Origin of the sequence: Streptomyces sp. TS71-3, from assembly GCF_018327685.1 — a bacterium.
GTDB lineage: Bacteria > Actinomycetota > Actinomycetes > Streptomycetales > Streptomycetaceae > Streptomyces.
Genome location: NZ_BNEL01000001.1, coordinates 5,809,302 through 5,825,138, shown reverse-complemented (window position 1 = coordinate 5,825,138; position 15,837 = coordinate 5,809,302). Strand labels below are relative to the sequence as shown.

Genomic DNA, 15,837 nt, shown 5'->3' with positions numbered 1-15,837 from the left:
CGCCCATGGCCCTTCGCATCGACAGCCATCAGCACTTCTGGCACACGGCGGCGCAGACGCAGCCGTGGCGGCACGCGTCGCACACGGCGCTGGCGCGCGACTTCACGCCGGACGACCTCGTCACCGAGCTGGACGCGGCCGGCATCGCGGCGAGTGTGCTCGTGCAGTCGGTGGACGAGCCGGAGGAGAACGCCCGGCTCGCCCGGTACGGCACTCATCCCCGCGTCGCCGGTGTGGTCGCGTGGCTGCCGCTCACGGACGCCGCAGCCGCCCGCGCCGCACTCGATCGGCTCGACGTGCCGAAGCTCGTCGGGGTGCGGTGCCTCATCGCGGACGACCCGCTGGCGTGGCTCACGGAGCCGGACTCCGTGGCGCTGTTCGCCGAGATCGCCCGGCGCGGACTGGCCTGGGACGTCGTTCCGATCACGCTCGACCAGACCCGGCAGGTGATCCGGCTGGCCGAGACGGTCCCGGAACTGCGCATCGTCGTCGACCACCTCGGCCGCCCGCCGGTCGAGTCGCTCGGCTGGGAGCCGTGGGCGTCCCACATACGGCAACTCGCCGGCTGCCCGAACGTGGCCATGAAGGTCTCGGTCGGCATCAACGCGCTGACGGCGTGGGACGGCTGGGAGGCGGGTGCCCTGGAACGCTACGTCCGCTTCGCCGCCGAGCTCTTCGGCGCCGAGAGGCTGATGCTCGCCAGCAACTGGCCGGTCGTGCTGCTACGCGCCGAGTACGGCCGGGCCTGGGCCGATCTCGCCGATCTCGTCGCGGCGGCGTGCCCGGACGGAGACGACCGTGAAGCCGTCTTCGGCGGAACGGCCTGCCGGTGGTACGGACTCCACCGGTTCATGCCGGACGGGACGGCCGAGGGGGTGGTCGCGCAACACCCCGCCTGACCGGACCACGAGGCACCGACGACACCGACCGCACCGACCGCACCGACCGCACCGACCGCACCGACCGCACCGACCAGGATGGGAAGATCGTGACGACCGCAGGCGAACCTCCGCACCAGTTCGAGAAGGCGTCGGCCGACAAGCTCAGCAGTCTCTACCAGCCGCTCCGTGTGTGCGACGTCGTCGACGCGCTCGACGGCATCGGCTATTTCAACATCGGCCTCATGGACCGCGAGGTCCGGCCGCTCTGGCAGGGCATGCGGTTCTGGGGCGAAGCCGCCACGATCCGTGCCGTTCCCTCGAACAAGCCGATGTGGAAGCTCGATTCCACGCAGGACATCGTCGAGGCGCACCGGATCTGGTTCGAGCAGAACAGCCCCGCGCGCCTGCCGGACGACCTGGAGCCGGGCCACGTCGTCGTCATGGACGCCGGCGGCGGCCCGGAAGTGGGCTTCTGGGGCAGCGAGAACTCCATGGGCGCCGTGCTCGGCGGCGCCGTGGGGATCGTCACCGACGGCTACTGCCGTGACACCGCGGAGGTGGTGGCCCAGCGCACCCCGGTCGTCGCACGGTACCGCGGGCGCACGATCATCCCGGGCCGCATCATGGCGATCGAGACGCAGGTGACGATCGCGTGCGGCGGCGTGCAGGTCAACCCGGGCGACATCGTCGGTGCCGACGACGACGGGGTGGTCGTCGTACCGAACGAGGTCGCGGTCGAGGTGGCCGGGCACGCGCGCGCGATCCTGCTCGCCGACATGCGGTCCCGCCGCTCCACATACGAACGCCTCGGCCTGCCGGCGGACCGCACGGTCGACGTCGAGGCGATCGAGGCCTACTTCGCGGAGGTGTGACATCCCGCTGTGTCTCTCGCGGCCGAGGCCGGCAGGTCACGTGCGGGGCACGGGCCTTCGCCGGCCGCGGGACACACGGCGGCACCCCGGCCCGGGGGCGCCGGAACCCGGCACGCGCCCGCCGCCCGCGCCGCCCGGCGTGATTGGCTGGGGTCATGAGGGCTATTGGTTTCACGGAGTTCGGTGGTCCCGAGGTACTCCACGAGGTGGAGCTGCCCACTCCCGAACCCGGCGCCGGTGAGGTGCGGATACGGGTGCGGGCGGCGGCGGTGAGCCCGACGGACACCGTGCGGCGCAGCGGCGCACGCGCACAGGAGGTCCGGGAGGTCCCGGGGCCGTACGTGGTCGGGATGGACGTGGCGGGAGTGGTCGAGAGGATCGGCACGGGCACCGCCACGGACCTGGCCGTCGGAGAGCACGTCATGGGCGTCGTCGTGCCGCGGGGCACGCACGGCGGCTACGCGGAGCAGGTGGTGCTGCCCGTCGACTCGGTGGTACGGGTCCCGTCCGGTGCCGACGACGTCTCTGCGTCGACGCTGCCCATGAACGGGCTCACCGCGCGGCTGACCCTCGACCTGCTCGGCCTGCGGGAAGGGCAGACGATCGCGGTCACCGGGGCCGCCGGTGTGTACGGCGGCTACGTGGTCCAGATGGCCGGGGCCGAGGGGTTGCGCGTGATGGCCGACGCCGCTCCGCACGACCGTGACCTGGTGCGGGAGTTGGGGGCCGACATCGTCGTCGACCGGGGTGACGACGTCGCCGAGCGCATCCGCCGGGCCGTGCCCGAGGGGGTGGACGGACTCGCCGACGGGGCCGTCCTGGACGACAAGGTCATCGGCGCGGTGCGCGACGGCGGAGGCATCGCGACCGTCCGGTTCTACACGGGCACCTCCGAGCGCGGCATCACCTACCACCCCGTACGGGTCCGCGACTACGCCACCGAGCGGGCCAAGCTCGACGGGCTGAGGGATCTGGCCGAGAGGGGCGGGCTGACCATGCGGGTCGCCGGAACCTACCCGGCAGCGCAGGCCGCCGAGGCCCACCGGCGGCTCGCGGCCGGGGGCACCCGCGGCCGGCTCGTCCTTACCTTCGGGGACTGACGACCGGACCTCCGGGCACTGAGGACCGGACGGCCCCATCGGTGTCGCCCGCGGCGAACGGTCCTGCGGCCTACCGCATACGGGCGGCCACCGCGACCAGGTCACGCAGGGGTCCCTGCGGCGGCTGGGAGCCGCCGATCCAGACCGCCCGCAGGTCGCGGACCAGGTTCAGCCCGGCGACGCGGACTGCGCGCAGCCGGCCCAGCGTGATGTCGTCGGCCACGGCGAGCGAGGACAGCGCTCCGGGCCCCGCGCCCGCCGTGATCGCCGACTTCACCGATGCCGTGCCCGTCAGTTCGAGCACCGGATCCGCCTGGTGCGTGCCGGGCAGCGCCTCGGCGAGCGCCGCGGTCAGGGCCTCGCGCGTGCCGGAGCCCGCCTCGCGCATCACCAGCGGTGTCGCCGCCAGCTCCGCTGCGGTGATCGGGGCACGCCGGCGCGCCCAGGGGTGCGTCAGGGCGACCACGACCAGCAGCTCGTCCCGGGCGACGGTGCGGGAGCGCAGCCCGCGCGGTACGCGCGGCCCCTCGACGAAGCCGAGGTCGGCGTCGCCGCGCGCGACCGCCTCGGTGACGGCGACGCTGTTCGTCGCCTCCAGTTCCACGCTCGTCACCGGACTTCCCATCAGCACCTGCTGGTCGCGCAGGGCGACCATCCAGCGCGGCATCAGGTGCCCGGCGATGGTCAGGCTCGCGGCCACGGTGATGTGCCCGGCCCGGTCCAGGCGCAGCGCGGCGATTCCCGCGTCCAGCTCGGCCGCAGCGTCCAGCACCTTCGACGCCCACTGCTCGACGAGCCGCCCCTCCGCGGTGAGCACGGATCCGCGCGGCCCGCGTGCAAGCAGCGGGATGCCGACGCGTGCCTCGAGGGCGCCCACCCGCTGCGACAGCGCCTGCTGGGTCACCTGCAGTTCCAGGGCGGCCATCCGGAGGCTGCCGGTGCGGGCGACGGTGGCCAGCATCTGGAGGCCGGCGAGGTCGGGAACGTGGGGGCCGAGCACGGCGCCCGCCTCCCTCCTGTGACAAGCTTCTCTTGTCACTCGACAAGTAATTGCAGGTTACCCCCGGGCCTCGTGCGGTGCGCAGTGTGGAGTGGTGACCACCTCGCATCCCCGCACAGGCACCCGTCCGCGTACGCGCACCCGCGCTCGCACCCGTGTGCTGCTCACCGAGGCGGCACGCTCCCGGCCGGCGTGGGGCCCGGGGATCGCGGTGACGGCCGCCGCGGTCGCCGCCGCCTACGCGGTGGCGCACTGGAGTGGGGGGCTCAACCCGTCGATCGTCGCCGTGTTCCTCGGCGCGCTCGTCGCCAACCTGCGGCTGCACCACCCCGTGCTGCACGCCGGGACCGGGTTGGCCGGCAAGCGCCTGCTGCGCGGTGCCGTGGTCCTGCTCGGCCTCCAGCTGTCGCTGCCCGAGCTCGCGAGCCTCGGCGGGCGCGGCCTCGCCGTCGTGATCGTGACGGTGGCGATCACCTTCGCCGGCACGCAGGTGCTGGCGCGGTGGCTCGGCGTGCCGCGGGCCCGGGGGCTGCTCGTCGCCACCGGCTTCTCGATCTGCGGCGCCTCGGCCGTGGCAGCTATGGAGCCGGCAGCCGAGGGGGACGCGGAGGACACCGGTGTGGCGGTCGCCCTGGTCACCTTGTGCGGGACGCTCGCGATCATCGTGCTGCCGCTGCTGCGCGGGCCGCTCGGACTGGACGTGGACGCGTTCGGCGCGTGGGTGGGGGCGAGCGTGCACGACGTGGGCCAGACCGTGGCGACGGCACAGCGGGTTCCGGGGGCCCTCACCACCGCGGTCATCGTGAAACTCACCCGGGTCGTGCTGCTCGCGCCGCTGGTGGCAGGGGTGACCCTCACCGGGCGCCGCCGACGACGCCGCACCGCCGCCGGCCCGGAAGCGGGCGGGTCCCCGACTGACGGCGCCCGGGTCGACGGCGCCGCCACCGAGATGCGCACGCCGCCGCCCGTCCCGCTGTTCGTGGTGGGCTTCCTTGCCGCGATCGCGCTCAGGAGCAGCGGCCTGCTCCCTCCGGAGCTCGTCTCGTACGCGAAGACGGTGCAGTCGGCTCTGCTGGTGGCGGCGCTGTTCGGGCTCGGCACCGGGATCCGGGTCCCGGACCTGGTGCGCACGGGACGCCGCTCGCTCGTCCTCGGGCTCGCCTCCTGGATCCTGGTGGCCTCGGTCGCCTACGCCGGAGTCAGGATCGCGGCGCCGTGACCACTGACTCCGCGCGACCAGGGCGGAGCGGCCCCGGCCATCGTCACGCCCCGCGCGAACCGGAAACGCCGTCGGCCCCAGCCGCACCCGTGGGTACGTGACCCCTGCCCGGTACGGCTCGGCCGCACGTCACCTCAGGTCATGCGTCTGGGCCCAGATCGGCGCTGAACCAGCGTTCCGGCCGCATGCGGACGACGACGTGATCGGCGAGTTCCGCCTCCGCCATTGCCGCAAATCTGTCGAGTGCCTCACCCGAGAGGTAGCGGGCGGCCATCTCACGGTGGAGCGCGCCGGTGCCCTCGGTCATGCCGGCCACCGGCCCTTCGACCGAAACGTACCGGGGCGTCGGCTCCGTGCGCTGGACGAGCAGGCTGAAGCGCCCCGCCGCCCTTATCAGCGCCATCTTCCGGGAGTCCGCGCCGGTGAGGATCCACGGCAGACCGCCGGGCTCGTAGGCATACCAGATGGGAACCACCAACGGCCCGCGGTCGTCACCGGCCGCGACGCCCAGCGCGGCCACGTGCGGCTCGGCAAGAAAGCTCTCGCGTTCTTCACGTAGAAGTGCCATGTCCTGACCCTAGGTCCGGCCACTGACATCGCCGCCGCGGGAAAGGGCTCAGAGGTCCGGGGATCAGGACCGCCGACATCGACGACACCGGCGGACAGGGATCCGAGGGGGCCGGCACGACCGAGGTGTGAGCGGCGGCCTATCCGGGGGTGCGCCCCAGCCTGGCGGCGTGGTCGGGCACGTACGTCTGGGTGTCGCGCGGGGGGCGCCGGTACCCGGTGGACGGCGGCCGCGACGGTACCGCGAGGTCCGGCGGCGCGACCTCGTGGTACGGCACGGTGGAGAGCAGGTGCGCGATCATGTTGAGGCGGGCGGCGCGCTTGTCGTCGCTCTCCACCACGTACCACGGCGCCTCGGGGATGTCGGTGTGCGCGAACATCACGTCCTTGGCACGGGAGTACGCCTCCCAGCGCGTGATGGACTCCAGGTCCATCGGTGAGAGCTTCCAGCGCCGCACCGGGTCCTCCAGGCGGCTGCGCAGCCGCTGCTCCTGCACGGCGTCGCTGACCGAGAACCAGTACTTGCGCAGCAGGATGCCGTCCTCGACGAGCAGCCGCTCGAACACGGGGCACTGCCGCAGGAACCGTTCGTACTCCTCCTGGCTGCAGAAGCCCATGACGTGCTCCACTCCGGCGCGGTTGTACCAGCTCCGGTCGAACAGCACGATCTCGCCCGCGGTGGGCAGCTGCTCCGCGTACCGCTGGAAGTACCACTGCCCGCGCTCCCGGTCGGTGGGCTTGGGCAGGGCGACGATCCGGGCGAGGCGCGGGTTCAGGTGCTCGGTGACCCGCTTGATCACACCGCCCTTCCCGGCCGCGTCCCGCCCCTCGAAGACGACCACGAGCCGTGCCCCTTCGGCCCGCACCCACTCCTGCATCCGCACCAGCTCCACCTGGAGCCGGCGCAGCTCCGCCTCGTAGTCGGCGCGGCGCAGCCGCCGCCTCGTCCGCTCTCCGTCGGTGCCCTTCACCGGCATGACCGTCCGCCTCCCGATGCCCGCCCGCGTCTCCAGCCGGCCGCCGCCGGGCTCCCGTCCGTTGCCGGCGACAGCGGCCACCGCGTGCGACACCACCATCGGACGTGCCGTACCCGGCTGCATCCCGAGCGGATGCCGGGCCTGGCGAGCGGCGCCCCGGGCCGCTCGCCGCGGTGCACCGGACGCCGCCCGAACGGCGGCCGGACCACCTCGTCCCCTCGGCACCCTCCCGGACGACGGCGTCGACGGAAGCGCCGCCCGCTCACCGCTTCAGGAGTCCGCCCCCACCGTGCTCCGGGCCGACTCCTGCTGCGGCGCGTGCGGGGTGCGGGAGAGCCGGTCCGACACCTTGGACGTGGCCACGAACGAGACCGCCAGCAGCACCACGAGCACGGCGCCGATGGCGAAGATCCCGCCGCTGAGGGCCGGATCGGGGTCGTGTGCCTCGTCGCGGGCGGAGCCCGAGAGGAAGGAGAGGACGAAGAGGACGCCCACCGCGAGCGCCACCTCCACGGCGACCAGCGAGGGGAAGACCTTCAACGCCAGCCGGAACACCGATCCTTCCTCGCCCGCGCCGCGCGCTCTGGCGATCCGGGGCATCAGCACGAACTCGTTGACCGCGCCGACCGCGATCATCGCCGCCACCAGGGAGACCTTGATCAGCAGGAAGCGGCCGAAGCTGGTGCTGAGCAGCTCGCCGGGGCTGCCGACGAACGTCCAGGCGAGGAAGAGGCCGCTGACGAGGACGCAGCCCACGGCGGTGAGCGCCAGCGTGCTGAACCGGGTCCACAACTGCGCCCAGGTGCCGCCCGCGGCCGGAGTGAGCCGGCGCCGGCCGGCGGCGAGGACCACCAGCACGGTGATGCCGCCCACCCAGGTGGAGATGGCGAAGACGTGCAGGTGGTCGAGGAGGGAGTCGACGACGTCGTAGGCGGTCTGCCCGGCGGGGTCGGTGGGCAGCAGCGTGACCTGGTAGGCCAGGAACGCCGTCACCAGGCCGGCCCAGACCACCGTCGTGAGCCGGGCCCGGACCCTGGGCGCCCACAGCAGCATCAGCAGCACGGCCGACAGGCCCCACATGAGGTACTGGACCAGCGCGAGGGTGCCGCTGGAGACCCATTCGCCCGCTTCGGCCGGCACGCGGACGAAGTGCCAGACGCTGCCGGGCTCCAGGGCCCGTCCGTAAGGTATCTCCCCGCCCTTGACCCGGGCCGCCTTGCCGGCGAGCTGGAAGTACAGCGCGACCAGGAACCAGGTGCCGACCATGGCCAGGTAGAGGCTCGTCCGCCGGTGCAGCGCGGCGGTGTCCCGCGGGTCGACCGAGCTCCTGCGCAGGACGGGCCTCAGCACGATCAGGTGGGCCATGCAGCCGCCGATCACCGCGATGAGACCGGCGAAGTACGCCATCTTGGTGATGATCCGCCAGGGGGCGGGTGTGGGGTTGTAGGCATTGGCGAGCACATCGGTGAACAACGGGGACACGTCGGCCGTACCTCCTCGCGTGGGGCATCGACAGGGTGGGGCGGCTCGACAGTAGCGGACACAACCGTTTCTCAGGAAGACGAAATAGTTGCTACATCAATAATTGAACATCAATAAGTTAGTAGGGGAGGCGTCCCCCGGGCCCGGATCCGGGTCTCGGCGTCATGTGGCGTCGGCCAGGAGGGTCGCCAGCAGGCCGGGGGCTATGTTGCGACCCGAGATGGTCAGGACGACCGGGCGGTCGGCGGGTACGAGCCCGGCACGCAGGGCGGCCAGCGCCGCGGCGGACGAGCCCTCCGCCACCAGGCCCGCGGCCAGGGCGAGTTCGCGGACCGAGCGCCGGATGGCCGCCTCGTCCACGCTCACGAGGCGGGTGCCGCACTCCCGGATGACGAGCGGGGTGAGCGAGTCCGGCTCGATGTTGCCCACCAGGCCGTCGGCGATGGTGTCCCCGATCGGCACGCGCACCACGTGCCCGGCCGCGACCGCCGCGGAGAGTGCGTGGCAGGCGTCCGACTCCACCCCCACCACCCGGATGTCCCGCGGTGTCCGGCGCGCGCCGAGCGCTGTGCCGGCCACCAGCCCGCCCGCTCCCGCCGGGACGACGACGGTGAAGTCCTCCCCCAGCTCCGCCGCCACCTCCCGCACGAGGGTGCTCTGCCCGGCGACGACGTACGCGTTGTTGTACGCGGAGACGTAGGTCATGCCCCGCGCGGCCAGGGCGAGCGCATGCCGCTCCGCCCCGTCGTAGTCGTCGCCCTCCTGGACGAGCTCGACCGGATACCCGGCGAGGGCGCGGAGCTTGGCCGCGGAGGCGTTCCGCGGGACCACCACCGTGGCGTCGACGCCGAGCAGCTGCGCCGCGTGCGCGATGCCCAGGGCGTGGTTGCCCGCGGACGCGGTCACCACCCGGGCGCCGTCGGCCGCGTACGCCTCCAGCGCCGTGACGGCGCCGCGGACCTTGAAGGAGCCGGTGGGCTGGGCCCCTTCGTACTTGAGGTGCACGGGCACGGGCAGGCCGGCCGCGTGGAACGGGACGAGCGGGGTGGGTGCAAGGTGGCGCCCCACCGCCTCCCGGGCGCGGTCCAGGACGTCCTCAGCGATGAGTTCTGAACGCGGCGGTGTGCCGGATGGCTTCATCTCACTCCTCGACGGGGCACTCCTCAATGGGGCCCTCCTCAATGGCGCACTCCTCGGTGGAGTGCGGGCCGGCCCCGGATTCGGGCCTTCCCCAGGGCTTCGACAGGACTTCGGCAGGGCATGGGCTTCGGGCCGGCGCCGGACTTCGGCGCGGCCCACGGCTTCGGGGCGGCGCGCTCAGACGTCCGGGACGATCTCTTTCCTGAGCCTCGTCAGCAGGGCGTACGTGTCGACGGCACGGTCCTTGCCGACCGACATCATGGCGAGGACGAGCATGTCGGCGAGGAGCATCGCGCACAGCGGCTCCGCGGTCAGCCCGCCCGGGGAGCCTCCGTCCCCCAGGACGACGTCCACGTCCGCGGCGATCTCCTGATCGAGCCGCTCCGTGACGAGGATCGTGCCGACGCCCGTCGCCTTCGCGTGGTCGACGAGCAGGCGCAGGTCCGGAAGGGCCCGGCCGGGCGCGAACAGCACGGCGGCGTGCCGGGAGGTGAGGGTCAGCAGGTCGTCGGCCAGCGTGAAGCCCGTGGTGCCGCAGTGGCGGGAACGCTTGCCCGCGCGGTTGAGCTTGAGCGCGAGGTACCGGGCGCTCAGCTCGTTGGAGCCCCAGCCGTAGCAGAACACCTCCTCCGCCGAGACGATGAGTTGCAGCGCCTCGGTGAGCCGGGCGACGTCGAGGGTGCGCCCGAACTGCCGGATGCGCTCCACCGCGTCGTCCACCACGGCCGATGAGGTGGCCGCCAGGTCCTCGGAGGCCTCGGACACCTCCAGACGGATGCTGATCTGCGGTGCGCCACCGGCCCCGAAGTGCGCTCCGAGGGAGCTCTTGAGGTCCGGCAGGCCCGCGTAGCCGAGCCGCCTGGCGGTGCGCACCACCGTGGCGTCGCTCGTGCCGGTCCGCTGGGCGATGTCACCGGCGGCCGCCAGCATCACGTCCTGAGGGGCGGCGGCCACCAGGTAACGAGCCACCTTGCGCTCGGTCCTGGTGAGGCGGCTCCACTCGTGGTTGACGCGGCTCGCCAGCGAGTGACCGCCCTCTTCTGAAGCATTCATATCAACCGTTGCCATTTCTGTCGAGGCTGCTACAGTACCGGACTTGTTCGACTCTGCCCCATCACGGCCCCGCCGCCGACACTCCGGTCGCCAGGCCGCCGACACGCTTGGTTGAGGAGCCCCCGTTGGCACGGACATTCGGCGCGATCGCGACGCCCCACCACTTGGCCAGCGACGCCGGCGAGCAGGCCTTCCGGGCCGGGGGCAACGCCCTCGACGCCGCGCTGGCGGCGGCCACCGTGCTCACGGTCGTCTACCCGCACAACACGGCACTCGGCGGCGACCTCGTGGCGCTCGTCCGCGATCCGCGGGGCACGATCGTCTGCGTCAACGCGACCGGCACGGCCCCCGCCGCCCGCGACGCCGCGAAACTGCGCGGGAAGCACGGCGACCGCCTGCCGGCCAAGGGGCCCGACACGATCACCGTGCCCGGCGCGGTGCGCGGCTGGCAGGAGATCCGGCGGCTCGGCGCCGCCCTGGAGTGGGCCGACCAGTTCCAGGCAGCCGTCGCCCACGCCGCCGACGGCGTCCCGGTGGCCCCTTCCCTCGCCGCGGCGCTCACCGCCGGCCGCGACATGCTGGTCAAGGACCCGGGCGCCCGGCAGGTGTTCGCGCCCCGGGGCGATGTCCTCGCCGAGGGCCGGCCCCTGGTCCAGCCTCGACTCGCCCAGACACTCCGGGAGATCGCGTCGAACGGTCCCGACGAGCTGTACGCGGGAGCGGTCGGCGCGGCACTGGCGGCGGGCCTTCAGGCGGCCGGATGCCCGCTGACGGTCGACGACCTCACGGCGTACGCCGCGCGCACCACGTCCGCGATCTCTGCGCCGTTCGCGGGCCTCCGGGTCCACACGAGCCCGCCCAACACCCAGGGCTTCGCGCTGCTGCGCACGCTGCGGGCACTGGCCGAACTGGGCCTGGACGCCTCCGTGTCGGACCTTCCCGCCGGCGTGCTGGCCCGGCTGTTCCTCGACGGCACCCACGTGCGGGACACGCTGCTGGCCGATCCCGACTCCGCCACGGCCGACGTCCTGGAGCACGGCTTCGACGACCTGGTCCGCGACCTGCGCTCCCGTGCGCCGCGCCCGGCCGCGGCGGTGGTGCCCCCACCGGCCCCCAGCGGTGACACCGTGGGCGTGGCCGCCGCGGACTCCTCGGGATACGCCGTCTCCCTCATCCAGAGCGTCTACGGCAGTTTCGGATCCGCGGTACTGGAGCCCGCCACCGGAATCCTCATGCAGAACCGCGGCACAGGATTCTCCCTCGATCCGGCCTCGCCCAACGTGATCCGGCCCGGCAAGCGGCCCAAGCACACGCTGATGCCCGTGCTGGTGACGGAGGGCGAGCGCGTCCGCTGGATCAACGCCACGATGGGCGGGCACGGCCAGCCGCAGATCCATGCCCAGGTGCTCGCGCAGCTCCTGGACGGCCGCTCACCCGCGGAGGCGGTGAGCGCACCGCGATTCGTGGTGGGCGCCAGGCAGCCGGGTGACACCGCCGACACCGTCCACCACGAGGCCGACCTGTCCCCCGCCGCGGTGGCCGAGCTGGCCGCCGACGGCTTCCCGGTGCGCGAGGTCCCCGTCCACACCGAGTTCCTCGGGCACACCAACGTCGTCTGCGTCGGCGCGGACGGCACGCTGACCGCCGGCAGCGACCCGCGCTCCGACGGCCGGGCCGCCGTGGTCGCCCTGCCCGGCGGGCCGGCGACCCCCCTTCCGGGCACGGCACCGGACGCCCTCCCGGACACGGCACCGGACGGCTCAGAGCCGCCGGCCGTCCGGTAGGGCACGCGAAACCCGCCGCCCCATCCGCTGCTGCCACACGGCAGTCGCGCCGGCGCAGCCCCGCACCTCCCTCAGGCCCTGGACCGCACCGCGGACCAGGGCCTACTGGTTTTCACCCTCCGGACTGCTATAGCCTATAAGCTATTGCGGAAGGAGCACGATGCAGACAGCAGGGCCGTTGAACAGCTACCAGAGCCTGGCGCGTCTCGACCTGGCAGGTCAGAGCTTTCGAGTGCACCGGCTCGATGCCATCCCCGGCGCCGGGCTCCTGCCGATGAGCCTCAAGATCCTCCTGGAGAACCTGCTCCGCCACGAGGACGGCAGTGCGGTGACGGCCGACCAGATCGCCGCCCTGGTAGGCGGCTCGGGCGACGGGACCGGCGACACCCGGGAAGCGGTCTCCTTCTCGCCGGCGCGGATCCTCCTGCACGACACCAACGGCGTGCCGGTGCTCACCGACCTCGCCGCACTGCGCGACGCGGTCGCGGCGGCGGGCGGCGACCCGCGCCGCGTCAGCCCGCGCATCCCCAGCCATCTGACCGTCGACCACTCGATCGCCACGGAGGTCTCGGGCCGCCCGGACGCCCTGCGCATCAACGTCGAGGCGGAGTACGCGCGCAACGCGGAGCGGTACCGCTTCCTGAAGTGGGGCGAGCGGCTGGACGGCGTCCACATCGTCCCGCCGGGCGCCGGGATCATGCACCAGATCAACCTGGAGTTCCTCGCCCCGGTGGTGGAGCGGCGCGACGGCTGGGCCTTCCCCGACACCTGCGCCGGCACCGACTCGCACACCACGATGGTGAGTGCGCTGGGCACGCTGGCGTGGGGCGTGGGCGGTGTCGAGGCGGAGGTGGCCCTGCTCGGCCAGCCGCTGAGCATGGCGGTGCCGCCCGTCGTCGGTGTCGAACTGGTGGGCGACCTCTCCCCCGGGGTCACCGCGACCGACCTGGTGCTCACCGTCGCCCAGACGCTGCGGGCGCACGGGGTGGTGGGCAAGTTCGTCGAGTTCACCGGCGAGGCGATCGCCCGGCTCCCGCTGGCGCACCGGGCGACGATCTCCAACATGTGCCCGGAGTTCGGTGCGACGACCGCGCTCTTCCCGATCGACCGCGCCACGCTGGACTACCTGCGGCTGACCGGCCGCACCCCCGACCACGTGGCCACCGTCGAGGCGTACGCGAAGGAACAGGGCCTGTGGCACGACCCGGCCCATCGCCCGCGCTACGACGAGCACCTGCGCATCGACCTGTCGGCGGTGACGGCCTCGCTGGCCGGCCCGAGCAGACCCCACGACCGGCTGCCGCTGGCCGCCGTTCCGGCCGGTGCCGCCGCGGCCATCGCGGACCTGACCGCCCGCCGCCGGGGACGGACCGAACCGGGCGCCGCACGCGCCGAGGAGCCGGGCGGCGAGCGCGGTCCGGCCGGCGCCTCCGGCGCGATCCGCGACAGCAGGGTCCGCGACGCCGCGGTCGGCGACACCTCCATCCACGAGAGCACGATCCGCGACGGCGCCGTGGCCATCGCCGCGATCACGTCCTGCACCAACACGTCCAACCCTCACGTCATGATCGCCGCGGGGCTGCTGGCCAGGAACGCACGGGCGCGGGGACTCACCTCGAAGCCGTGGGTGAAGACGAGCCTCGCACCCGGTTCCAGGGCCGTCACGGAGTACCTCGGCAGGGCCGGCCTGTCCGAGCCGCTGGACGAACTCGGCTTCCAGCTCGCCGGCTACGGCTGTATGACCTGCATCGGCAACTCCGGGCCGCTCCTGCCGGAGGTCGCGAACGCCGTCGCGGAACGCGATGTGGTGGTCGCCTCCGTGCTGTCGGGCAACCGCAACTTCGACGGCCGGATCAACAACGACGTGTCGATGAACTACCTGGCCTCGCCGCCCCTGGTGGTGGCCTACGCGCTGGCCGGCTCGATCACCCACGACCTGCTGACCGAGCCCCTCGGGCACGACGCCGACGCGCATCCCGTCTATCTGGCCGACCTGTGGCCGACCGACGCCGAGATAGACAGGGAGGTCGCCACCCACCTCGCCGCGGAGCTGTTCACCGACGCCCGCTCAAGGGTGTTCGAGGGCGACGAGCGCTGGGCCGCCGTGCCCGCGGCGACGGGTGAGCTGTTCGACTGGCCCGAGGACTCCACCTACCTGCGCCGGCCCCCGTTCCTGGACGGGATCGCCGAGGAGGCGCAACCGCCGCGGGACGTCCTGGGCGCCCGCCCGCTCCTGCTGCTCGGCGACTCCGTGACCACCGACCACATCAGCCCGGCCGGGCGCATCCCCGCCACCAGCCCGGCCGGACGCCACCTCGTCTCCCTGGGCGTCACGGAGCTCAACACCTACGCCTCGCGGCGCGGCAACCACGACGTCATGGTGCGCGGCGGGTTCGCCAACCCCCGGCTGCGGAACCTGCTCGCCCCGGAGGCGACCGGCGCGGTGACGCCCGACTTCACCCGCGGCGGCACTCTCGTGCCGGTCCACGAGGCGGCCCGCTCCTACGCCGCCGCGGGCGTCCCCCTGATCGTCGTCGCCGGCCAGGAGTACGGAACGGGGTCGTCCCGGGACTGGGCGGCCAAGGCGACGGCGCTGCTCGGGGTGAGGGCCGTCGTCGCGCGGTCCTTCGAACGGATCCACCGGGCCAACCTCGTCCAGCTCGGCGTCCTGCCGTTGCAGTTCGCCGACGGCCAGAGCGCCGAGTCCCTGGGCCTGGAGGGCACCGAGACCTTCGACATTCTCGGGATCGAGGAGGCGGTGCGGGGTGTGCGCTCACCGGTGACGGTCCGGGTCAGTCCGGGGGAAAGCACCCGCGCCCCCTTCGAGTTCACGGTGACGGCGCGTCTGGACACTCCGCAGGAGGCCGGGTACTACGCCCATGGCGGCGTCCTGCCGTTCGTCTACCGGCAGTTCCTGAGGGGCGACCTTGACTGAGGGGCGCGCGAGCGAAGGCGACGAGGGCCGGGACCGGCCGGCCGCGCCCGAGGTGGACACGCTGCTGACCGGCCTCGGGCTCTCCTGGGAGCAGGGAAGCATCGGCTTCGGCGCGGTCTACCTCGTCACCGCCGGATCGCGCCGGATCCTGTTCGACTGCGGGCACACGGGACGCAGGAGGGCCCTGCTGGGGGCGCTGGCCGCGCGCGGGCTCGGCCCCGGCGACATCCATGTGCTGGTGCTGTCCCACGGCCACTGGGACCACGTCCAGAACGCCGACCTGTTCGCGGGCGCCGACGTCCTGCTGCACCCGGCCGAGTCCGAGCACCTGGCCGCGGCGCCCACCGGTGATCCGTTCACTCCCCCGTGGTCGGCGGCCGTCCTGCGGTCGTCGTCGGTGCGCGGCGCCCAGGACGGCCTGACCCTGGCCCCCGGCGTCACCGTCACCGGCCTGCCGGGACACACCGCGGGCTCGATCGGCCTGACCGTACGCACCGCCCGTGGCACCGCGCTGCTCACCGGCGACGCCGTGTCGTCGGCGCGGGCGCTGCGCGAGGGCCGGTGCACCACCGTGCTCGCGGGTGAGGCGGACGCGGCGCGGTCGCTGGACCTCGTGCGCTCCCGGGCCGACCTGGTCTACCCCGGCCACGACAGGCCGTTCGCGGTGGTGGCCGGGGCGCCCGGACGCTACCTGCTCCCGCCCGCCTGGCCCGGTGGACTCGCGCCGGGCCAGGCCGGTTCCGCCGTCCCGGGGCCATGACCACCGGGCGGCCCGCCACGAGGAGGACCCGGGACCGCCGGGACCGCCCACGAGAGGAGAGTCGTCA

The 15,837-nt window shown here is 73.4% G+C and carries 13 protein-coding genes; 7 read left to right on the top strand and 6 right to left on the bottom strand.

What is annotated here, in order from left to right:
• Positions 1 to 5 precede the first annotated feature (5 nt).
• From Sm713_RS23855 to Sm713_RS23845, 3 genes are all read left to right on the top strand, one after another.
• The gene (locus tag Sm713_RS23855; RefSeq protein WP_212911582.1) at positions 6 to 899 is read left to right on the top strand and encodes an amidohydrolase; all 894 of its coding nucleotides are present in this window, start codon (positions 6 to 8) and stop codon (positions 897 to 899) included.
• A gap of 89 nt (positions 900 to 988) precedes the next feature.
• A complete protein-coding gene (locus tag Sm713_RS23850; RefSeq protein ID WP_212911581.1) occupies positions 989 to 1,753 on the top strand; it encodes an RraA family protein in 765 nt (254 codons plus the stop codon).
• Positions 1,754 to 1,908: 155 nt separating this feature from the next.
• Positions 1,909 to 2,853, top strand: coding sequence for an NADP-dependent oxidoreductase (locus tag Sm713_RS23845; protein ID WP_212911580.1), 945 nt, complete (start codon positions 1,909 to 1,911; stop codon positions 2,851 to 2,853).
• A 70-nt stretch (positions 2,854 to 2,923) separates the two neighbouring features.
• Here the strand turns inward: Sm713_RS23845 and Sm713_RS41230 are convergent, their stop codons facing one another.
• Positions 2,924 to 3,853: a LysR family transcriptional regulator gene (locus Sm713_RS41230; RefSeq protein WP_283249790.1), complete on the bottom strand. Its 930-nt coding sequence runs from the start codon at positions 3,851 to 3,853 to the stop codon at positions 2,924 to 2,926.
• A 94-nt stretch (positions 3,854 to 3,947) separates the two neighbouring features.
• Between Sm713_RS41230 and Sm713_RS23835 the strand changes: the two genes are divergently transcribed.
• Positions 3,948 to 5,072, top strand: coding sequence for a YeiH family protein (locus Sm713_RS23835; RefSeq protein WP_249416465.1), 1,125 nt, complete (start codon positions 3,948 to 3,950; stop codon positions 5,070 to 5,072).
• 139 nt (positions 5,073 to 5,211) lie between these two features.
• On the opposite strand, the gene Sm713_RS23830 is transcribed toward Sm713_RS23835, so the two are convergent.
• The 5 genes from Sm713_RS23830 to Sm713_RS23810 form a co-directional block, all read right to left on the bottom strand.
• Positions 5,212 to 5,640, bottom strand: a complete 429-nt coding sequence (locus tag Sm713_RS23830) for a pyridoxamine 5'-phosphate oxidase family protein (RefSeq protein ID WP_212911579.1) — start codon at positions 5,638 to 5,640, stop codon at positions 5,212 to 5,214.
• Between the two features lie 139 nt (positions 5,641 to 5,779).
• Positions 5,780 to 6,616: a polyphosphate kinase 2 gene (ppk2, locus tag Sm713_RS23825; protein ID WP_212912227.1), complete on the bottom strand. Its 837-nt coding sequence runs from the start codon at positions 6,614 to 6,616 to the stop codon at positions 5,780 to 5,782.
• Between the two features lie 270 nt (positions 6,617 to 6,886).
• Positions 6,887 to 8,098 carry a copper resistance D family protein gene (locus Sm713_RS23820; protein ID WP_212911578.1) on the bottom strand — a complete coding sequence of 404 codons (1,212 nt, stop codon included), beginning with the start codon at positions 8,096 to 8,098 and terminating at the stop codon, positions 6,887 to 6,889.
• Positions 8,099 to 8,260: 162 nt separating this feature from the next.
• Positions 8,261 to 9,238, bottom strand: a complete 978-nt coding sequence (locus Sm713_RS23815; protein ID WP_212911577.1) for a threonine/serine dehydratase — start codon at positions 9,236 to 9,238, stop codon at positions 8,261 to 8,263.
• A gap of 177 nt (positions 9,239 to 9,415) precedes the next feature.
• A complete protein-coding gene (locus tag Sm713_RS23810) occupies positions 9,416 to 10,291 on the bottom strand; it encodes a MurR/RpiR family transcriptional regulator (RefSeq protein WP_212911576.1) in 876 nt (291 codons plus the stop codon).
• A gap of 125 nt (positions 10,292 to 10,416) precedes the next feature.
• Here Sm713_RS23810 and Sm713_RS23805 point away from each other — a divergent pair, with 125 nt between their 5' ends.
• The 3 genes from Sm713_RS23805 (at position 10,417) to Sm713_RS23795 (ending at position 15,770) form a co-directional block, all read left to right on the top strand.
• Positions 10,417 to 12,075 carry a gamma-glutamyltransferase family protein gene (locus Sm713_RS23805; protein WP_212911575.1) on the top strand — a complete coding sequence of 553 codons (1,659 nt, stop codon included), beginning with the start codon at positions 10,417 to 10,419 and terminating at the stop codon, positions 12,073 to 12,075.
• Between the two features lie 160 nt (positions 12,076 to 12,235).
• Positions 12,236 to 15,010 (top strand): aconitate hydratase AcnA, encoded by a 2,775-nt coding sequence (acnA, locus tag Sm713_RS23800; RefSeq protein WP_212911574.1) that lies wholly within the window; start codon positions 12,236 to 12,238, stop codon positions 15,008 to 15,010.
• On the top strand, positions 15,003 to 15,770 hold the full coding sequence (locus tag Sm713_RS23795) for an MBL fold metallo-hydrolase (RefSeq protein ID WP_212911573.1): 768 nt from the start codon (positions 15,003 to 15,005) through the stop codon (positions 15,768 to 15,770). The genes acnA and Sm713_RS23795 overlap by 8 nt, the downstream gene beginning before the upstream one ends.
• Positions 15,771 to 15,837 lie beyond the last annotated feature (67 nt).

What these genes read in the sequence shown, in the direction of transcription:
- Sm713_RS23855 (WP_212911582.1), top strand. Translation starts at nt 6, where the DNA reads ATGGCCCTTCGCATCGACAGCCATCAGCACTTCTGGCACACGGCGGCG.
- Sm713_RS23845 (WP_212911580.1), top strand. Translation starts at nt 1,909, where the DNA reads ATGAGGGCTATTGGTTTCACGGAGTTCGGTGGTCCCGAGGTACTCCAC.
- Sm713_RS23830 (WP_212911579.1), bottom strand. Translation starts at nt 5,640, where the DNA reads ATGGCACTTCTACGTGAAGAACGCGAGAGCTTTCTTGCCGAGCCGCAC.
- ppk2 (WP_212912227.1), bottom strand. Translation starts at nt 6,616, where the DNA reads ATGCCGGTGAAGGGCACCGACGGAGAGCGGACGAGGCGGCGGCTGCGC.
- Sm713_RS23815 (WP_212911577.1), bottom strand. Translation starts at nt 9,238, where the DNA reads ATGAAGCCATCCGGCACACCGCCGCGTTCAGAACTCATCGCTGAGGAC.
- Sm713_RS23810 (WP_212911576.1), bottom strand. Translation starts at nt 10,291, where the DNA reads ATGAATGCTTCAGAAGAGGGCGGTCACTCGCTGGCGAGCCGCGTCAAC.
- acnA (WP_212911574.1), top strand. Translation starts at nt 12,236, where the DNA reads ATGCAGACAGCAGGGCCGTTGAACAGCTACCAGAGCCTGGCGCGTCTC.